This is a genomic window from Pelagibacterium limicola, from assembly GCF_015694405.1.
Lineage (GTDB): Bacteria > Pseudomonadota > Alphaproteobacteria > Rhizobiales > Devosiaceae > Pelagibacterium > Pelagibacterium limicola.
The window spans coordinates 413,196-429,679 of the sequence record NZ_JADQDB010000002.1; the positions used below are offsets into that span (position 1 = coordinate 413,196).

Annotated in this window: 21 protein-coding genes and 1 tRNA gene; 11 read left to right on the forward strand and 11 right to left on the reverse strand. The window is 62.6% G+C overall.

The window, feature by feature from the left end:
- Nucleotides 1-165: 165 nt before the first annotated feature.
- On the reverse strand, nt 166-1,902 hold the full coding sequence (locus I2G20_RS05030; protein WP_196258582.1) for a phage/plasmid primase, P4 family: 1,737 nt from the start codon (nt 1,900-1,902) through the stop codon (nt 166-168).
- Complete coding sequence (locus I2G20_RS05035; protein ID WP_196258583.1) at nt 1,899-3,068, reverse strand: DUF7146 domain-containing protein; 1,170 nt, start codon at nt 3,066-3,068, stop codon at nt 1,899-1,901. The genes I2G20_RS05030 and I2G20_RS05035 overlap by 4 nt, the downstream gene beginning before the upstream one ends.
- A gap of 101 nt (nt 3,069-3,169) precedes the next feature.
- Between I2G20_RS05035 and I2G20_RS05040 the strand changes: the two genes are divergently transcribed.
- Nucleotides 3,170-3,373: a hypothetical protein gene (locus I2G20_RS05040; RefSeq protein WP_196258584.1), complete on the forward strand. Its 204-nt coding sequence runs from the start codon at nt 3,170-3,172 to the stop codon at nt 3,371-3,373.
- A 42-nt stretch (nt 3,374-3,415) separates the two neighbouring features.
- Nucleotides 3,416-3,841: a type II toxin-antitoxin system HicB family antitoxin gene (locus I2G20_RS05045; RefSeq protein WP_196258585.1), complete on the forward strand. Its 426-nt coding sequence runs from the start codon at nt 3,416-3,418 to the stop codon at nt 3,839-3,841.
- Between the two features lie 26 nt (nt 3,842-3,867).
- Here I2G20_RS05045 and I2G20_RS05050 read toward each other — a convergent pair whose 3' ends face one another.
- From I2G20_RS05050 to I2G20_RS05080, 7 genes are all read right to left on the reverse strand, one after another.
- Nucleotides 3,868-4,032 carry a hypothetical protein gene (locus I2G20_RS05050; RefSeq protein WP_196258586.1) on the reverse strand — a complete coding sequence of 55 codons (165 nt, stop codon included), beginning with the start codon at nt 4,030-4,032 and terminating at the stop codon, nt 3,868-3,870.
- Nucleotides 4,029-6,668 carry a DNA methyltransferase gene (locus tag I2G20_RS05055; RefSeq protein ID WP_196258587.1) on the reverse strand — a complete coding sequence of 880 codons (2,640 nt, stop codon included), beginning with the start codon at nt 6,666-6,668 and terminating at the stop codon, nt 4,029-4,031. Before I2G20_RS05055 ends, I2G20_RS05050 begins: the two co-directional genes overlap by 4 nt.
- Complete coding sequence (locus tag I2G20_RS05060; RefSeq protein WP_196258588.1) at nt 6,665-8,572, reverse strand: DNA cytosine methyltransferase; 1,908 nt, start codon at nt 8,570-8,572, stop codon at nt 6,665-6,667. Before I2G20_RS05060 ends, I2G20_RS05055 begins: the two co-directional genes overlap by 4 nt.
- Complete coding sequence (locus I2G20_RS05065) at nt 8,569-9,075, reverse strand: GcrA family cell cycle regulator (RefSeq protein ID WP_207747539.1); 507 nt, start codon at nt 9,073-9,075, stop codon at nt 8,569-8,571. Before I2G20_RS05065 ends, I2G20_RS05060 begins: the two co-directional genes overlap by 4 nt.
- Nucleotides 9,076-9,190: 115 nt before the next feature.
- A complete protein-coding gene (locus tag I2G20_RS05070) occupies nt 9,191-9,595 on the reverse strand; it encodes a winged helix-turn-helix domain-containing protein (RefSeq protein ID WP_196258590.1) in 405 nt (134 codons plus the stop codon).
- Nucleotides 9,596-9,597: 2 nt separating this feature from the next.
- Complete coding sequence (locus tag I2G20_RS05075; RefSeq protein WP_196258591.1) at nt 9,598-9,837, reverse strand: hypothetical protein; 240 nt, start codon at nt 9,835-9,837, stop codon at nt 9,598-9,600.
- A gap of 126 nt (nt 9,838-9,963) precedes the next feature.
- The gene (locus tag I2G20_RS05080; protein ID WP_196258592.1) at nt 9,964-10,203 is read right to left on the reverse strand and encodes a helix-turn-helix domain-containing protein; all 240 of its coding nucleotides are present in this window, start codon (nt 10,201-10,203) and stop codon (nt 9,964-9,966) included.
- 94 nt (nt 10,204-10,297) lie between these two features.
- On the opposite strand from I2G20_RS05080, the gene I2G20_RS05085 reads away from it, so the two are divergent.
- From I2G20_RS05085 to I2G20_RS05125, 9 genes are all read left to right on the forward strand, one after another.
- Nucleotides 10,298-10,930, forward strand: a complete 633-nt coding sequence (locus I2G20_RS05085; protein ID WP_196258593.1) for a LexA family protein — start codon at nt 10,298-10,300, stop codon at nt 10,928-10,930.
- Between the two features lie 97 nt (nt 10,931-11,027).
- The gene (locus I2G20_RS05090; protein ID WP_196258594.1) at nt 11,028-11,438 is read left to right on the forward strand and encodes a hypothetical protein; all 411 of its coding nucleotides are present in this window, start codon (nt 11,028-11,030) and stop codon (nt 11,436-11,438) included.
- A gap of 101 nt (nt 11,439-11,539) precedes the next feature.
- The gene (locus I2G20_RS05095; RefSeq protein ID WP_196258595.1) at nt 11,540-12,142 is read left to right on the forward strand and encodes a hypothetical protein; all 603 of its coding nucleotides are present in this window, start codon (nt 11,540-11,542) and stop codon (nt 12,140-12,142) included.
- On the forward strand, nt 12,142-12,450 hold the full coding sequence (locus I2G20_RS05100) for a hypothetical protein (RefSeq protein ID WP_207747540.1): 309 nt from the start codon (nt 12,142-12,144) through the stop codon (nt 12,448-12,450). Before I2G20_RS05095 ends, I2G20_RS05100 begins: the two co-directional genes overlap by 1 nt.
- Complete coding sequence (locus I2G20_RS05105; RefSeq protein WP_196258597.1) at nt 12,450-12,860, forward strand: Lar family restriction alleviation protein; 411 nt, start codon at nt 12,450-12,452, stop codon at nt 12,858-12,860. The genes I2G20_RS05100 and I2G20_RS05105 overlap by 1 nt, the downstream gene beginning before the upstream one ends.
- Complete coding sequence (locus I2G20_RS05110; protein WP_196258598.1) at nt 12,860-13,099, forward strand: hypothetical protein; 240 nt, start codon at nt 12,860-12,862, stop codon at nt 13,097-13,099. The genes I2G20_RS05105 and I2G20_RS05110 overlap by 1 nt, the downstream gene beginning before the upstream one ends.
- Nucleotides 13,100-13,486: a DUF7831 domain-containing protein gene (locus tag I2G20_RS05115; protein WP_196258599.1), complete on the forward strand. Its 387-nt coding sequence runs from the start codon at nt 13,100-13,102 to the stop codon at nt 13,484-13,486. It begins immediately after the preceding gene.
- Nucleotides 13,487-13,488: 2 nt separating this feature from the next.
- Nucleotides 13,489-14,622: a DUF7666 domain-containing protein gene (locus I2G20_RS05120; protein WP_196258600.1), complete on the forward strand. Its 1,134-nt coding sequence runs from the start codon at nt 13,489-13,491 to the stop codon at nt 14,620-14,622.
- A gap of 4 nt (nt 14,623-14,626) precedes the next feature.
- Complete coding sequence (locus I2G20_RS05125) at nt 14,627-14,860, forward strand: hypothetical protein (protein WP_196258601.1); 234 nt, start codon at nt 14,627-14,629, stop codon at nt 14,858-14,860.
- Here I2G20_RS05125 and I2G20_RS05130 read toward each other — a convergent pair.
- Nucleotides 14,820-16,181, reverse strand: coding sequence for a DUF6538 domain-containing protein (locus I2G20_RS05130; RefSeq protein WP_196258602.1), 1,362 nt, complete (start codon nt 16,179-16,181; stop codon nt 14,820-14,822). The two genes, I2G20_RS05125 and I2G20_RS05130, sit on opposite strands and share 41 nt — an antisense overlap.
- A 150-nt stretch (nt 16,182-16,331) precedes the next feature.
- Nucleotides 16,332-16,418, reverse strand: a tRNA-Leu gene (locus I2G20_RS05135).
- Nucleotides 16,419-16,484: the final 66 nt, after the last annotated feature.

Consider the following 16,484-nt stretch of genomic DNA (forward strand, 5'->3'; position numbering starts at 1 on the left):
CGTGCCAAACACTTGTTTTTGTTGTTGAAATCGGCGCGCGAGTGTTCCATTTCCACCCTCGTTAAAACCTCGCAACCCTCGTGTCGCCCGCCGTCAGGCGGGGCGACACGAGGGTTGCGACTTCCATGTTCTGTTATTCTTGAAGGGGGTGCGGGGCGCTGGCGCTTAAAAGGAAGGCCCGGGATCGCCGGGGTCAGGAGGCGGCGCAGCGCCGTCCTGCATCGCCTCATAATCGAGATAGACATCGAGATAGGTGTAGGTCCGGCCGCGATCCTTCTTGTAGCCAAGCTCACCCAGCCGGTCCCCGAACGATCGCTGCTTGGCGGCCGTCAGCCCGTTCTTTTCCGCCCATTTGCAATAGACCGTGTAGAGCACGCCGGCAGGGACCGTCTGGTTAGGCGCGGGTTTGAGACAGCTTTCGGCAAAGACCGAAACATTGTCCCGCTCGTGCCGGTAATCCTCGGTGAACGCGGTAACCTCGGGTGGGATATAGGGTGTAAGTCCTTCAACCATATAGAGTTTGATCCCTTCTATCATCCAGTTGAGAATGCCCGACCGTTCGGCATCGAGCCTGTCGTTGAGTTCGGAGGGCGCCATGCGCTCTTCCTCGGGGATGGTGACACCCCACAGCACCAGCAGCACGCGCCGCCAGATGCCATAGTCCGACCCCGCGATCGAGGGCTTGGTGTTGCCGGTCAATGAGGCGGTAAAGATCGGCTCGAATTCGAAGATGTTCTGCATCAGGAAGCGGGCCGTCATCTTGGTGCCGCCCGAAACCGCCTTGATCAGATCCTCTTTGAGCGGCGCATTCTTGGGCAGCTCCTCGACGGTCACGAACCGCGTGTTGAACAGCCGCGCGATGTCGGGGCTGGCCTGCTGACCCTGCCTCTGCCCGTCGCCCGTGATCGTTTCGGGCGAAACCACGGTGCGATAGGTGCCGGCAATGCGCCCGAAGATCTCTATAAAGGCAGATTTCCCGTTCGCGCCGGTCCCGTAGTGGAAGGCAAGCTTTTGTTCGTCATTGCGCCCGATCAGCATCGAATAGGCCTGGAAGACCTGCAAAAAGAGCTGCATCGCCTTGTCGGGCTGCACCTTGGCCAGAAATTGTTCCTTGAAGAACGGGCAATCGGCATCCGGGTCGTAGTCGACCTCGGCGCGCTTGGTCACCATGTCGGCTCTGTCATGGGGCCTGAATTCGACACGAGCGATATAGCGCGGATCGTCCGGGTCCGATTCATCGTGCTCGACTTTCGAGAACACCAGTGTGCCGTTGCGCACATTGAACAGCATGTGATTGGCGTCGAGCAGGTTCTGGTCGATGGCCTTGAGCGATGCAGCCTGATCGAGCATCGCCCGCGTCTTGCCAGCATTGCCGGACGATATCGCGAACGTCTTGCGTTTCGAGCGTGTCTGGTAAAGCCCCGAAAGGATTTTCGTCGACCGGCTGATCACGGCCTCCTGCTCGGGGCTGCGCTCGGCCGGTATGATCTTCTGATAGGCCTTGGCCTCGTCCACGATCGACTGCTTGCGGCGGTCGAGTTTCAGATAGAACGCCTCGAGCTTGATCTTGTCGACAACCTCTTGGGCGAGAAACCGCGCCTTGAGATCGCCCTCGTCGCGCTCCCAGTGCGTCCCTCGCCAGGTCAGCCAGCCCATGCCCGAGACATAGGCGAGATCGTCACCGAACCACTCGATCAGCCGCCGTGCATTGTCGCGATCGTTCTGGTCATATTCGGCGCAGCGCTTGACCCTCGTCCAGTCGACATCGATCTTGTCGACCTCGCCGCCCTCGTCCCAGTCGGGCGCGGGAGCATCGTCATCGCCATAAAGCGCGTAACCCTCGTCGCGCACATCCTCGGCCTGCCCCATCTGCTCGGCGATCTTGTTCTTCTTTTTCGTCACTGGATCGCCTCGGCATCGGCCATTTGCATGGCAAGGTCGTTGAAATCGAGATCGGGGCCGGGCGCGGGCACGATTTTGCCGCGCCGCCCGGGCTTGAGCCGCATGGCCCGCCGGAGCCCGCGCACCAGCTTGTCATGGAGATGACTGCCCTCGCTTTCGGCATCGGCGAGGTAGACAAGCTCGTCGCACCACTCGGGTGGCAAAAACCCGTCGCTATCCTCCATGTCGGGCTGGTCGTGCACCTGCTTGCCCGCGCCATCGCGCAGCGCCTTGCCGTGCATGTTGCCTAGGTTGATGAGCGCCCAATAGGCGGTGTCCGGTTCGAACGCGTGGCAGAACACCGACATCGTCGTTTCAATGCCTTCACCCCCGACAATGCGCCTGGCGCCCTTGGGCGTATAAAGCCGGATCGCGCAGCCGCGCTGCGTGCCCAGCACCTTCTTGGTGGCGCGCGGCCTGCCGGAATCGTCATCGGGCAGCACAAGCCGTCCCTTGGGTTGGGTGAAATCGAACCAGGTCCGGTGCACACCGGCAAAGCTGCCATCTGGAAACTGGATGCCTGCAGCCATTGCATCGGCATGGGTAATCGTCACCCATTCCCTGCCCCGCTTTTCGGTCCATGCCAGATCGGGCGCAAAGCGCAGCGCGGCCAGCGCCCCCGGCGCGTTGGCAAGGATCGCAGCACAATCGATCCCGCGCATTGCGAAATAGTCGAAAACCGGATGCCGGTGCCGCCATTCGGTGGCTTTGCTGCGGTCCCAGATCGCCCGCCCCGCCCTGATGGCCCGCTCGCGATACTCCGCCGCCTCTTTCTCCCGCCTGGCCTTCTCGGCCTCGGCATCGGCCTTGAGCCGTTCCGCGCGTTCGGGGTCGACCGGCTCATCAGCCGATCGGCCGGTGACGATCTCGCAGGCCCGCCTGAAATCGACATTCTGGGTCTTCATCACCAGGTCGATCACCCCGGCGCCGGATATCCCGCAACGGCGGCAGTTGAAGGTGTTCTTGCCGGTATGAATGGCAAACCGGTCCTTGCCGCCACAGACCGGGCATGGCCCGGCGCGGTCGATACCGGGCCCGAGCGGCCAGCGGGCGCGGATCGCCCAGGCCTCGCAGCTCGTGCGCAGCGCATCGAGCTTGAGCGCTTCGAGATGTGGCGGGAGCGTCATACCGACACCCCAATAAACATACACATTTTTGTGTCGATTTTCCTTGTTACCGACACAAAAATGTGTATACTCAAATTCATCGGAACGGGGGAACGAAAGGAATGCGCAGAAACGATCTGATCCGAGCCCTCCGCGCCTACGCCAGAAAGCGCAACATCGAGTTCTGGGTGGATGAAAAGAAGGGCAAGGGATCGCACTACCGGGTGAAAGTCGGAACCGAGTTGACCACAATCCAGTCCGACCTCAACCCACCGAGAATTCAGCGAATTCTCAAGCAACTCAAGATCGACCCCGCCGATATCTAGGCGGGGTCTTTCGCCCGCCACAGGATTGATTGGATGATTGAAATGTATGGACCCTACCCACTCTCCTTTACCGCTGAGGACGGCGATATCGTCGTGCGCAGCCGGGATTTTCCAGAGCTTCTGACCGCCGGCGGCACCGAAGCCGAAGCGCTCGAGCTGGCCGAGGACGCCCTGGTCGTGGTCGTGCTCGGCCGACGCGGCGACGGGAGCCCTTTGCCCAAGCCGTCGCGTCCCGAAGCGGGCGAACAGCTCGTCTACCTGCCCGCCGCCGTTGCCGCCAAGTTGGCCGTCCTCGACGCCTTCGAGGCGGCCGGCATCAGCAAGGCCGAGCTCGGTCGGCGCCTGGGCGTGGCTGTCAACGAGGTACAGCGCATCCTCGATGTCGACCATAAGACCAAGCTCAATCGCCTGGAGGCCGCCGCCCGCGCACTTGGTGTGCGATTGATCGTAAGCGCCGAAGCGGCCTGACTGGGCTGTCGCGGAGGGTATGCAAATCATGGCGCGCCCTCCGCGATTGCGGCAGCGATCGCCGACCGCGCCTCAACAGGAACCGCATAGCCGCGCCCCCAGACCGTGCTGAAATCGATGCCCTTGGGCCGGAGTTTCGTCCGGACCTTGGACATCCAGACATCGCCAAAGAGAAACGGCTGCAGTCTCAAGCCACGGCCTCCCCGCTCTCTTCCCTGACCGGCTCGGCAAAGTCGAAAAGCCCCGGCATGGCCATGTCCCGCGCCGCCGCCTCGACATAGGTGCAGCCGTCAAGGAAATAGGCCGGGTTGAGTTCGACCCCCACGCCCTTGCGCTTGGCCCTGATCGCCCGGTACGGCACCGTCATCAGCCCCGCGAACGGATCAAACACCGTCTCCCCGGGCTCCGAATATTGCGCGATGGCCCTATCGACCAGGTCGAACTGCAGCGGGCAGAGATGCATTTCTCGGCCCTTGGCCGATTGCAGCGTGTTCATGGTCAACATGCGGGTGATGTCGGTCCACACCCCAGGATCGGGTGAGTGCGTGGGCAGCAGCATGAAGGTCGAGGGCAGCGCCCCGCGCTCTTCCAGCGCCTCGGCGATTTTGACGTGGTGTTCGAAATCATAGACCACCGAGAGGCTGTATTCCCGCCACACCTTGAAGATCACATTGGCGTCGAGGCCTAAAATTTCTTCCGGTGCCAGCAGCCGGTCCCCGCTCGATCGCCGGTATCCATGCGCATCGAGCTGCCAGCGCGCCCGCGAATAGCCCGGCCCGCTCCATTTCCCATCGCCAAGATGCTCGCGCTTGGTCTTTTTGACCTTTTTATCGGCATAGCCATCGGAACGATCACTCGGCGGCTTCCTGAAATGGAGGAGATATTCGGGCATCCCGTTGCCCATCCGGCTCCCGTCCTTGCACTGCTCGGACCAGCCCAGCCGGTATGTCTGGTTGTTTTCCCGCACAACATCGGTGGTCACCGGCACGCGCGAGAGAAAGGCAAAGCCGTGACGCTGGAACCGGGCAATGCAGTCATCGGAAAACGGGTAAACCGTCTGGAAGCCCAGCCCGTTGATCCCGCCCGGCACAATCCTGTCCTTGACATGGATCGCCGCCACCCGGCCCGGCGCCAGCACCCGCAACAGTTCGGGGATCAGGAAATCCATCTGGCTCCAGAAATGCTCATTGTCGTCGGTGTGCCCGAAATCAGCGTAGTTCGGCGAATATTCATACTGGGTCGAGAACGGGATCGATGTGACGATCAGGTCGACGCTGTCGGCGTCCATGCGGCTCGTTTCCTCGACACAATCATTGTTGACCAGCCGGAAATTCTCACCCCTGACCTCGATCCTCTCGACGCCCATGGCGCGCTTGAGACTCTCCGCCATCGCGCCCTCATTGAGCCCGTATTTGCGGATGATGTCCGTCATGATGGCCATCTGTTCCTCGTGCCTTCTCCACTTGGCGACAAGCACATCGCGCACCGGGCGCTCGGCCTCGGTGTAGATGAGGTCGAGCCGCACCGTGCTGGTTTGCAGGAAGCGCTGGATGCGGTGCACCGCCTGGATGAAATCGTTGAACTTGAACCCGATGCCTAAAAAGATCGCCCAGGCGCAATAGCGCTGGAAATTGCAGCCCGACCCCGCGATCACCGGCTTTGCCGCCAGCTCTTGGATCTTGCCATCGGAGAAATCGATGATCGTCTGCTCGCGGATATCGAGATCCTGTGAACCGTAAACGCTGGCAACGCCGGGAATGGCCTTCTCGATCGCCTCGCGCTCGGCTTCAAGATCATGCCAGATCAGCCGGTGGGCGTCAGGGTCCTCATTGCGCAATGCCATGAGCTTGTCGATCCGCCCGGCAAGGCTGTCGCGCTTTTCCCGCGCCGCGTCGACCAGCGATGCCGCCGCATTGCGCAGCAACCGCCCCTGCCCCGATTTTTCTTCCCCCGCCGTCGAGTGATCGGCAGGGATTTCATGCCAGTTGATGACCATGTCGGGCAGTTCATAGCCCTCATCGGAAAACCCGAGGTCCGAGGGCTTCTGGACGAACAGCCCCCAGCTCGCCACCCACAGCCAGAATTCGCGCTCCTTGTGCGGATGGATGGTGAGCTGGTCGGCCTTTTCCGAATTGCGCTTGAAGAACCGCGTCTTGGCCTGCCCGATATCCATCACCTCGAGGAATGCCGAATAGGCCAGCAATTCGATATATTGATTGGGTGAGGGCGTTGCCGTGGCGACGAATTTGAACGCGATCCCGTCAAAGAGCCGCATGAACTCGCGGAACGTCTTGCTCCCGCCGAACCCGCGCAGGCACGATGCCTCGTCGAGGGTCGCGGCATCGAATTCGCGCGGATCGATCTTGCCGTCGCGCACGCTCTCGTAATTTGTGATGTAGAGCCCATCCGGCCCCGCCGCCTCGCTCGTGCGGATGAAGCTGATGGCGATGATCCGGCGCGGATCCTCGGCAATCCATGCCGCCAGCGCTGCCCGCTGCGCGTCAGTGATGCGCGGGTGAACACCCGTATTGAGCAGTTCGGCATCGCGCTTGAATTCCTGCCGCACCCCGAGCGGGGCGACGATCAGCCCGCGCCCGCCTGCCCGCATGGCGACGAGCCGCATGATCTCGAGCTGGATCACCGTCTTGCCCAGCCCGAATGCTGCAAACACCGCCCGCCTGCCGCCCCGGCACGCCCATTTGACGATGGCCCGGTGATGGCCGAGAAGGATCGGGTTGATCTCTTCGTCGGCCACATCGAACCCCGCCTTGGGCGCCATGGCGATCTTGGCTTCGAGGAACTGGCGATAGGTGAGCGGGAGATTCATGCGACCGCCTCGCCGCGCTGATCGGCATTGACCGCCAGGTCGGCGCAATTCGCCGCGACGATCGCTTCGGCCAGCGGCGGGCAAACCGAATTGCCGCAGCACGAGCCCTGCACCGTCATTGAGAGCTTTGAGCCGTCGGGACGGCGGTCGATGATGTAGGAATCGGGAAAGCCCTGCGCCCGGAACCGCTCGCGCGGGGTCAGCATCCGCATGCCGATATCGGCAATAGCATATGTCTCGCCGTCGATATCGAGCGTCACCAGTCCCATCCGAGGCTTGGTCGACAGGGTGTGCATCGGATCATCAAGTTCCGACCACTGACCCCCGGTGCCGTAATATTTTGTCAGGAACCCCGAGATCAGCGCGGCATGATTGCCCTGCGCCGAGAGCGTCCGGATCGGCTCGTCGGCTGGCGCAGCGCGCCTTTCGCTGCCCCGCATGTTTTGCAGGTGCGCCGCGATTACGCTCTGCTGCGACCCTTTCGCAGTCACAGTCGAGATTGGTTCATTTGCCGATCGTGCTGGCTGACCTGGGTGAGACCCTGCCGTATGCTGGGCAAGGAACGCGGCGACGACGCCAAATTTCGGCGCACCGGCCATTACGGTATCGACCGGTTCATCCGCCCCGCTGCCCACACCGTTTTGGGTGAAGCGCGAAAGGTGAACGGCGGCTAACACCCCTTCATTTCCGCCCGGAACCACAGTAGCTGCTGGAACTTCGACCGAGCGTGTTCTTGGCGCTTGGCCTTCGCGCTCCTGATATCGGGGCACCAGATATGGCGCGATGACGGCATGACTACCGGCCGTCGTTTGTGTGCGCAGAGGATCCTCGACGCTGTTGATCCCGTTCCGGGCCGCAGCACTTGCCATGTCCGTCCGCACGACAGCGGGAACGATGATCGCGTTCTGATCTTTCGGGCTTGCCGTGATGGTGTGCATCGGCTCATCGGCCGCGCGATTGGACCCACCATGCTGCGCGGCCGTGACAACAGGCATCACCAGCCCCCAGGCATCGCGCGCCGCCGCCACTGTATGGGCAGGCTCGTCTATGCTCTGGCCCCGGAAATGCTCCCCACCATGATTGGCAACGACGATGAAGGGCTTTTTCGCCTCCAGCACATAGCGCACCACGCCCCGCGCGATCCGGGTCATCGTGGCATCGGCTAGCGGCCGCACCGCACGCAGGCCGTACTTGGCCATGATTTCTTCGGACGTCTCGAAGATCGAGGGGCATGGCAGCGACCAGTCGATGATCTCGGCGGCCGTCCTGTATGGCAGCAACTTGCCCTGCGCGATCAGCTTGGCGTCCTCGGGCTTTTTCGGGTCGCCATGTGTGCGCTTGGGCCACACGATCGGCTTGCCGTCGCGCCGGGCGATCATGAAGAACCGCTTGCGGATGGTCGGCGCGCCATAATCGCAGGCGCGCAGCTCGCGCCATTGCACCTTGTACCCGGCCTTTTTCAGCCGCCGCGTCCACTCCTCGAAGGTGTGCCCGCGCAATTCGATGATGGGCTTGCCATCATCATAAAGCGGTCCCCATGTGCGGAATTCTTCGACATTCTCGAGGATGATGACGTCGGGCTTGGCTTCCTCGGCCCAGCGCACCACGACCCATGCAAGGTCGCGGATATTGCGGTCCATCGGCTTGCCGCCCTTGGCCTTGGAAAAATGCTTGCAGTCCGGCGAGGCCCAGAACAGCCCGACCGGCCTGCCCTTGGTCACCTCGAGCGGCGCGACATCCCAGATATTGCTGTCCAGATGAACCGTGTTGGGATGGTTGACCTCGTGCATGGCCAGCGCGTCGGCGCTGTGATTGATCGCATAATCGGGCGAGCGGCCCAGCGCCATTTCAATGCCTGTCGAAGCACCCCCGCCACCGGCAAAACTGTCGATGATCAGCTTCATGCCGCCACCCGCCTTTCCGGCGCCGGAAGCGATATCTCGAGATGGGTCGCGCAATAGGTGTGATGGCCATCCCGGGCGGCGTTGCAGAACAGCGTCTCGCCCGCCGGCCCGTCCACCGGCCAGCAACACCCGGTGCGCTCGAGCAGCGGGACAGGCGCGGTGCCGTGGAGTGGTGCCCATGCCGCCGAGCGCAGCAGCCTGATGCCCTCGGCATCGGTGCAGGCCTGCTTGATGCCGCGCGGTGTTTTCTGGGCCACGGGCTTTGCCGCGACCGATGCCGCTTGCGGCCTGGCCGGGCGCTTTCGCGCGATTTCCGAGCGCTTGCGCTTGGGCGTGCTCTGGGCGGCGGCGCGCTTTGGCAGCTTGAGCCGGTGCACCTTTCCGATCACGGCCATGCGCGTAACCCCGCCCAGATGCGCGGCGATCTCGGCGGCCGAAAGGCCTTCGGCCCACATATGCGCAAGCGTCTTGACGCGCCCTTCCGTCCAGAATGCGGCACTCATCAGGCCAGCCCTCCGATGATGATGAGAATGAAAGCGATCGCGCCGGCCGTGGCGCAGCCTGCCGCTATCGCAAGGATGGTTTGAGCCCATCTGTCCGCGAGCGCGCCCCTCCGCATCAGGCCATCTCCCGCCTGCCGAGAGAGTCGAGCGCCGCACGGCCCGCATGGGTCAGCGACCATCCCCGGCCCCAACTGGTGAGAAAGGTGATGCCCAAGGGATTGAGCTTGCGCCGGAGCTTTGACACCCACACATCGACGATCTTGGGATCGGGCGCATCCTCGCGGTCGAGATAGATCGCCATCATGGCCTGTTCCCGCGACACCTGCTTGCGCGCGATCATCATGCGCAACAGGGCCGTTTCGTTTCGCGTCAGTTCCGGCAAGCCATCCGGCAGCGGTTCTTCCCCCTCGAGCTGGCCGCGCAACTGCCGCACCGTCTCTTCGAGTTCGTCGACCCGGGCGCGCAGGCGCTGATTGTCCTGCTGGTAGAATTCAACCGTGAACCTGTCCGCCGATTGCATGGTTAAAACTCCCCCAGCACCTTGACGCCGGGATTGACCCGGTTGTTGTGGCCATCGTCCCGCATCACTTCGGTGTCGAACGCATCGAGCGCGGCCCGCAGGCGCGGCACATCGGCGATGGACAGATTGAGCTTGCCCTGGAACCCCAGTTCCATTTCGAACCGGTGCGCCCCATTGGGATCGAGCCGCGCAAGCGCGGGCATCGGGTCGGGGCTGATATGGATCGGCAGCGAGCGCGGCACCTCACAGCCCTCCACAAAGAAACTGGCCGGGCCGACGGATCGGGGGAAACCCGCGGACCCGGCCAGAGTGTGCGCGCTGGAGGTGTGCGCGCAGGGAGGAGAGGGTGAAAGCTCTGACTGTGAGGCTCATTCTGCCGCCGCCAAATTTTGGCGCTCCCAGCCAAGGCGGCAATCGTGCATGTCCTGCGGCGTCACTTCGCCATTGGTGGCATCGAAGATCGCCTGCACCACCGTTGCCGGGGGACGGCGTTCGCCAGTCTCGAATCGCTGCAGGTCGCGCGCCGGGTTGCTACCGGAAAGGCCGATCATCGAGGCCATATCCGCAAGCGTCAGTTGCCGTTCTTTGCGCCAGTCAATTAGTTTCATATTCTAGATATAGCCGCAACGGCTACTTAACTGTCAAGCGCAAAATAGCCGCTAAGGCTATGACAGGCGTAGCCACGCAGGCTATAACCGGGAAATGCGTAACCGGATCAAAGAATTAATGCGGCTGCAAAAACTGTCGCGGGACGATGTCGCCGAAGCCATCGGCGCGCATCCCGTGACCGTGAGCAAGCTCATTAGCGGGAAGACGCCGCTCAATACGAACTGGCTCGAAAAGCTCTCTGCGCTGTTCCGCGTACCACCCGAACAGATCATAGCTGCGCCACCGACCGTACGCGCGGTCCAGGTCAAATATAGTGTCCAGGCTGGTCATTGGGCCGAGACGGTCGAATGGGCACATGACGACTGGTACGATGTCGCCATCCCCGACGATCCCGACCTGCGCCTCTACGAATTGTTCGGCGCCGAGACGCGCGGCCCGTCGATGGACAAGCGCTATCCCGAGGGGACCGTCGTCATCTGCACAAGCATGGTCGAGACGCGAGAGGACATCCAGCCAGGCAAGCGCTACATCATCGAGCGCGAGCGCGCCGACGGCATGCGCGAGGCTACCGTCAAGCTGCTTTGGCGCGACGATGCCGGAAAGTTCTGGCTGCTGCCCGAATCGAACGATCCCCGCTTTCAACAGCCGATTGCCCTTGATGATATCGAGGACACGACCGTCCGGATCGTGGGCCGAATTCGCTATTCCGTTCAAAGGGAAGAGTGACAGGTTAATTCAAATCGTAGCCGTTACGGCTATTTTTTGTTGACAGTGATGTAGCCGTTGCGGCTATTATGCCCCATCTTAACCGATGGAGGCAGTGATGCTGCAATCTTCCCTCGCCGGTCCCGCCCGGCCCCAGCCGTCCCCTGACAAATCGATCATCGACCAGCTGGCCGAGGACATGGTCGACCTCACCGCCGCAGAAGGATGCGCCACGCGCGACCGGCTGCTTGAGCGCGGCTGGGGCGATATCGAACTGGCCTCTTATGAAACCGAGGCCCGCCAGCGCGCCCGCGCGCTGATGAACCGGGCCGAGACGAGCCCTGCGGCCTCCCGCGCCCATCGCATCGCTTCTGCCGCCCGCGAGATCGGGCACCTAATGCCGACCATGCAGCAGGTCGTGATGCACCTCCAGAACCGGCGCTTCTCCAAACCCGAACTCGACGACATCCTGGCTGACGCCATCGCCAAGGCAGGCGACAATTTCGCCCACGCTGGCGGCGCGTCGTGACGATCCTCTTCGCCCTCATCGCCGAATACGCCCAGCCGGTCCTCATCGGCTGCGGCACCATCGGCTTTGCCGCTCACCTTGCTATCAACGGGTTCTGACCAATGGCGCACTTCTCGTCACACCTCATGACGACGGCCGCGCCGGTGCCCTTCGATCTGGCTGCACCGCGGCCCGAAATGCTCGATCGCACCGCGCTGGCCTATCAGCTCGCGCGCATCACCTGCCTCAATGGCAATGTGAAATTCCGCTATTCCGTGGCACAGCGCAGCCTGATCGTCGCTGAGGCGATCCCGCAACTCGTTTGGCGGGTCTACGGCCTCTTGCGCTTTGCACCGGCCATTATCTTTGGCGATCCGCCCCAGCCGGTGCGCGACCATCTGCTCGTTACTGGCCGCTCCGGATTGCGGGAACGGGAAATTCTCGCCTGTGTCTGGTCGCATTTCGGGCTGGCATCACCTGACGCCGCAGCGGCCCGCGCTGTTGACTTTGCCTGCATGCAGGTCGAGGCGACCGAACATCGCGACGTCATGTTCAACAATGCGACAGCCCTGCCGCTCTCGGCAAAGCCACTGGCCCGCGCAATCAAGCCGATGCCCGATGAAAGCAAGGTCGAGGAGGCGTTTATCGCCGCACTCGATTCCTGCCTCTACTGGCATCGTGAGGCGGTTGGACCGGGTCAGCGCAAAGACGAGGCGACCGCGTGATGCCGGACGGCCAGATTTCCCCATGGATGCCTGAACAGGATCGTATCCGGATCGCCGTCCTCGGCAAGCTGGCCGAGGAATGCAACGAGCTGGCAGCGCGCGCGGCCCGCTGCATCATCCATGGCCTGCACGAAGTCGATCCTGACAGCGGGCGGTACAACATCGACGAACTTGAGCGCGAAATGGCGGACGTCTTCGCCTGCCTCTCCGTCGCCCGCATGCGGCTCCGCGCCGAGCCGGACATCAACCGCATTGAAACCAAGATGCAGGGCTTCGCCCGCTGGCATCGCATGATCGAGGACAGGTGATGGAAACGCCCCTCAAGCCCTGCCCCTTCTGCAGCTCCAATGCCGTGTTCTCGCCTGTCCAGAGCGAACCCGGCAAATATGACTGGGAACGCGGCCGTGTCGAGTGCGTCATGTGCGATGCCCGCACAGGCGGAACACTCGCCCGCGCTGTAGCCGAAGCTGCATGGAACCGTCGTCCCGCCGCTTTGGCGCTACCCCTCGCCGAGATCGAGGCCTTCGTCGCCGAAACCCGCGACCTGGTCGAAAAGGTCACTTTCGACGAAAGCGGCCGGCTTGTCGCTGGCCAGTGGGTCGGCGGCAATGGTGGCCTGCTTGGCCGCGAAACCCTCACCGCCGCCGATACGCTCCGCCGCCGCCTCGACATCATCGCGACATTGATCGCCAGCCATCACCAACAGGAGGGCCAGTGATGCCCAAACTGATCCACCCCGAAACCATCAGCTTTCGTGCCAGCGTCACAGAGGCGGAAATTCGCGAGCGGATGGCCCATGAAGTGCTCGAGCAAATCGGCGGCATCGGCCGGGACGGCAAGCGCCTGCCCGGCATCACCGTCAAGGTCAATCGCGGCAATGGCCGGGCCGGCGGCTACACGATCGATATCTCCGGCCCCGCGCCCGCCCGCATCTTTCTACCAAGGGAGGGCGAATAGATGCCCGTCAAATACATCAAATGGTACACGCGCGAGCTGCTGCGCGCCGAGCCAAAGGCATTCTTTGTTTTCGGCGATAATTGTCGGCGGATCGGACATGGCGGGCAGGCTGCAGCCTGTCGAGACGAACCTAACGCCATCGGCGTCGCCACGCTTTATGCGCCGGGGTTTTTTTACGATCCCAACGATCCTGTCGCCCTCGCCCATGTGACCAATGACCTTGCGCGGGTCGGGCGAGAGCTTGCCGGCGGCATCACCGTCTATGCACCCATCGACGGTCTGGGTACAGGCCTCGCCCGTCTCCCCGAACACGCCCCAAATCTTCACCGCCTGATCCTCGCCTTCTTCCGCGCGGCACCCGGCGAACCCTGCCCATGGAAGGATTGATCATGGCCAAAACCGCAAAGCCGAAAGCCCAGCCTGTCACCGAAGCTCCGGCGAAGATCCTCGCCATCAAGGGGTTCGACGAAAATCTCGCCTGTCGCGGGTTCATCTATGAAATCGGCCAGACCTATACCCATGAGGGCAAAGTCATCGCCTGCCAGAGCGGGTTTCACGCCATCGAGGGCCATCCGCTCGATGTGTTCAATTTCTATGCTCCGGCCAATAACCGCTTCTGCCTCGTCGAGTGCTCCGGCGATATCGCCCGCGAGGACGAGAGCACGGACAGCAAGATCGCCTGCGCCGAAATCACCATCAAGGCGGAAATCCGCCTGCCCGAGCTGATCGAGCGCGCCGTCAAATACGTCATCGACCGCGTCACATGGGTTAATGGCGACCGCGCCGAGGGCGAAGGCGAAGGCGCGCGGTCCAGTAAAGACCGAGGCGCTGCCACCGCATCGGGAACGCGGGGCGCTGCCACCGCATCGGGTGACGGGGGCGCTGCCACCGCATCAGGATGGCAGGGCGCTGCCACCGCATCAGGATGGCAGGGCGCTGCCACCGCATCAGGATGGCAGGGCGCTGCCACCGCATCAGGATTGCAGGGCGCTGCCACCGCATCGGGTGACTATGGCGCTGCCACCGCATCGGGTCGCTGGGGCGCTGCCACCGCATCGGGTCGCTGGGGCGCTGCCACCGCATCAGGATGGCAGGGCGCTGCCACCGCATCAGGATGGCAGGGCGCTGCCACCGCATCGGGTCGCTGGGGCGCTGCCACCGCATCGGGTGACGGGGGCGCTGCCACCGCATCAGGTGACTATGGCGCTGCCACCGCATCAGGTGACTATGGCGCTGCCACCGCATCGGGAACGCGGGGCGCTGCCACCGCATCGGGTGACGGGGGCGCTGCCACCGCATCAGGTGACTATGGCGCTGCCACTGCACTGCATGCCACGGCCAGCGCCCATGCGTCCGGCTATGAGGGCAAGGCGCGCGGCGTCGAGGGCGCTGCGCTCCATCTCGATGAACGCGACACCAACGGCAAGATTGTCGCTGTCTGGGCCGGGATCGTCGGCCAGAACGGCGTCAAGCCAATGACCTGGTATCGCCTCGTTGACGGCAAGCCTGTCGAAGTCGACTGACGCCATGATCAACCGCCCACGCCAGAAAAAGCCTGTCACGGCCGAGCGCGTCGATAACGCCCTCGACATTCTGGCGTGGGTGATTTCCAAGGCAGGATCGGACGCGAACCTGCTCGCGCCTATCTGGAAGCGCCTCGAGGCCGAACGTGAACGGCTCGTCGAGGAAGAGGCGATCCTCAACGCAGCGCGCGATCGTCTCAAACGATCGAAGGATCGAATGGCAACTCAATCCGCTTGAGTTCACCCAGTCGCCATTTGAGCGACCCGCCCGATCCGTAGCGCGGCCGGTCGATGGCATGACCCATCAATATCCGGCGCAACTCGTCATCGATCCCGCCCTCTTTCATCCGGTCCTCGAAAGCGTGCCGGAAGGAATAGATTTTATGCTGGCTGGTCGGAAAGAGCTTGTTGTCTTTGAAATAGTTGTTGAGCGTTCCTGACAATTCACCTTCACGATTGCGGTAGCGCGGAAAGCCCTTCCGGTGCCGCTTGAACACCGCCAGCGCCACACCAATCAGGGGCACCTGACGTTCCGAGGATACCGTCTTGATCTCGCGCGGGTCGTCGGGGTCCATGCGCGGCTCGATGGCGATATGTGGCACAGGATGCTCGATTCGGATCGCGCTCTCGGAAAGGTTGGCGATCTCGCTCGGCCGCGCACCGGTTTCGATGATGGCCAGCACGATCCCGCGCGCCTCGTCGTTGAGGCTGGCAAGGTTGCCCGGCCGCATGATCGTACCGGTGATCCATTCTGTCGGAAATGGCGGGCGCGTGCGCTTTTTCTTGACCGAAAATGACAGCCCGTTGAACGGGTTTTTGCGCTCCTCATCCCCGATATGCTTGAAATAGCTCTCAAACAGCACCCGCATATTGCCGATATCGCGATTACCCGAGGATGCCGAGTGCGTCGGCCGGCCTTCCTTGGGCACGATCCGCTCGAGCCAGTGGCGATAGATCTTCATCGCGTCGTCGCGCGTGATCTCATGCATCGCCTTGTCGCCGCACAGAGCGACGAAATTGTTGACCGCCCGCTGCTTGACCTTTTTCCACTGCGCCTTCTGGTTTGCCGATTTGCCCACATGCTCGTGAGAGACGATCTCGTCAACATAGATTTCGAAGGCCTGCGAGACAGTCACGGGCGGTGTTTCAACCGCGCCGAGCAGGGCCTTGGCCGTCGCAATCGGCGTTCTGTCGGGCACGATAGATTCCATGCGCGAGAGAATGTCGTCGAGCAAGGATGATTGAGCGATCTGGTGTGAGGTACGGTAAGTGTAGCCCAGTGCTTCGACCCGCCGCATGGCCGCCTGGTAGCGCGCGCGGGCGGGGTCTTGCGGCTGATCGAGCAGGATCGATGCCCAAAGCGCATCGTCCGCCGCTTCCATCTGGTCGCGCTTGGCACGCGCCAGGGCGAGGTCATCGGTCTTGAGCGAGACGCGAACCATGGGCGCACGCTCGTCAAATTCGTCGACCGAGGACGGCACGCGGCGCTTGTAATGATAATTGCCCTTCCGCAGAAAAAGATAGCGGTCAGGGTCCTTGCGTGCAGCCTTCCGCGCCAAGCGCACCCCCCCCCAAAAAACGGGTGCAATGGCGCACCCTGTGGCGCATTTTGTGGCACAAACTCGCACAAAAGATCAAGCGCTCTCGGCGCTACATAAGGTAAATGCCAATGTTTTCAAGGGGATGGCTTGTGCAAAACAAGCCCAAGATGGTGCGGTCGAGAAGACTCGAACTTCCACGGGAGTTACCCCACAGCGACCTCAACGCTGCGCGTCTACCAATTCCGCCACGACCGCACTGTCTGGGGAATGCCTCGCCGCTGGGGCGAAGCGAGGCTGCATGTAGCAAATGGTTCCCTGTCC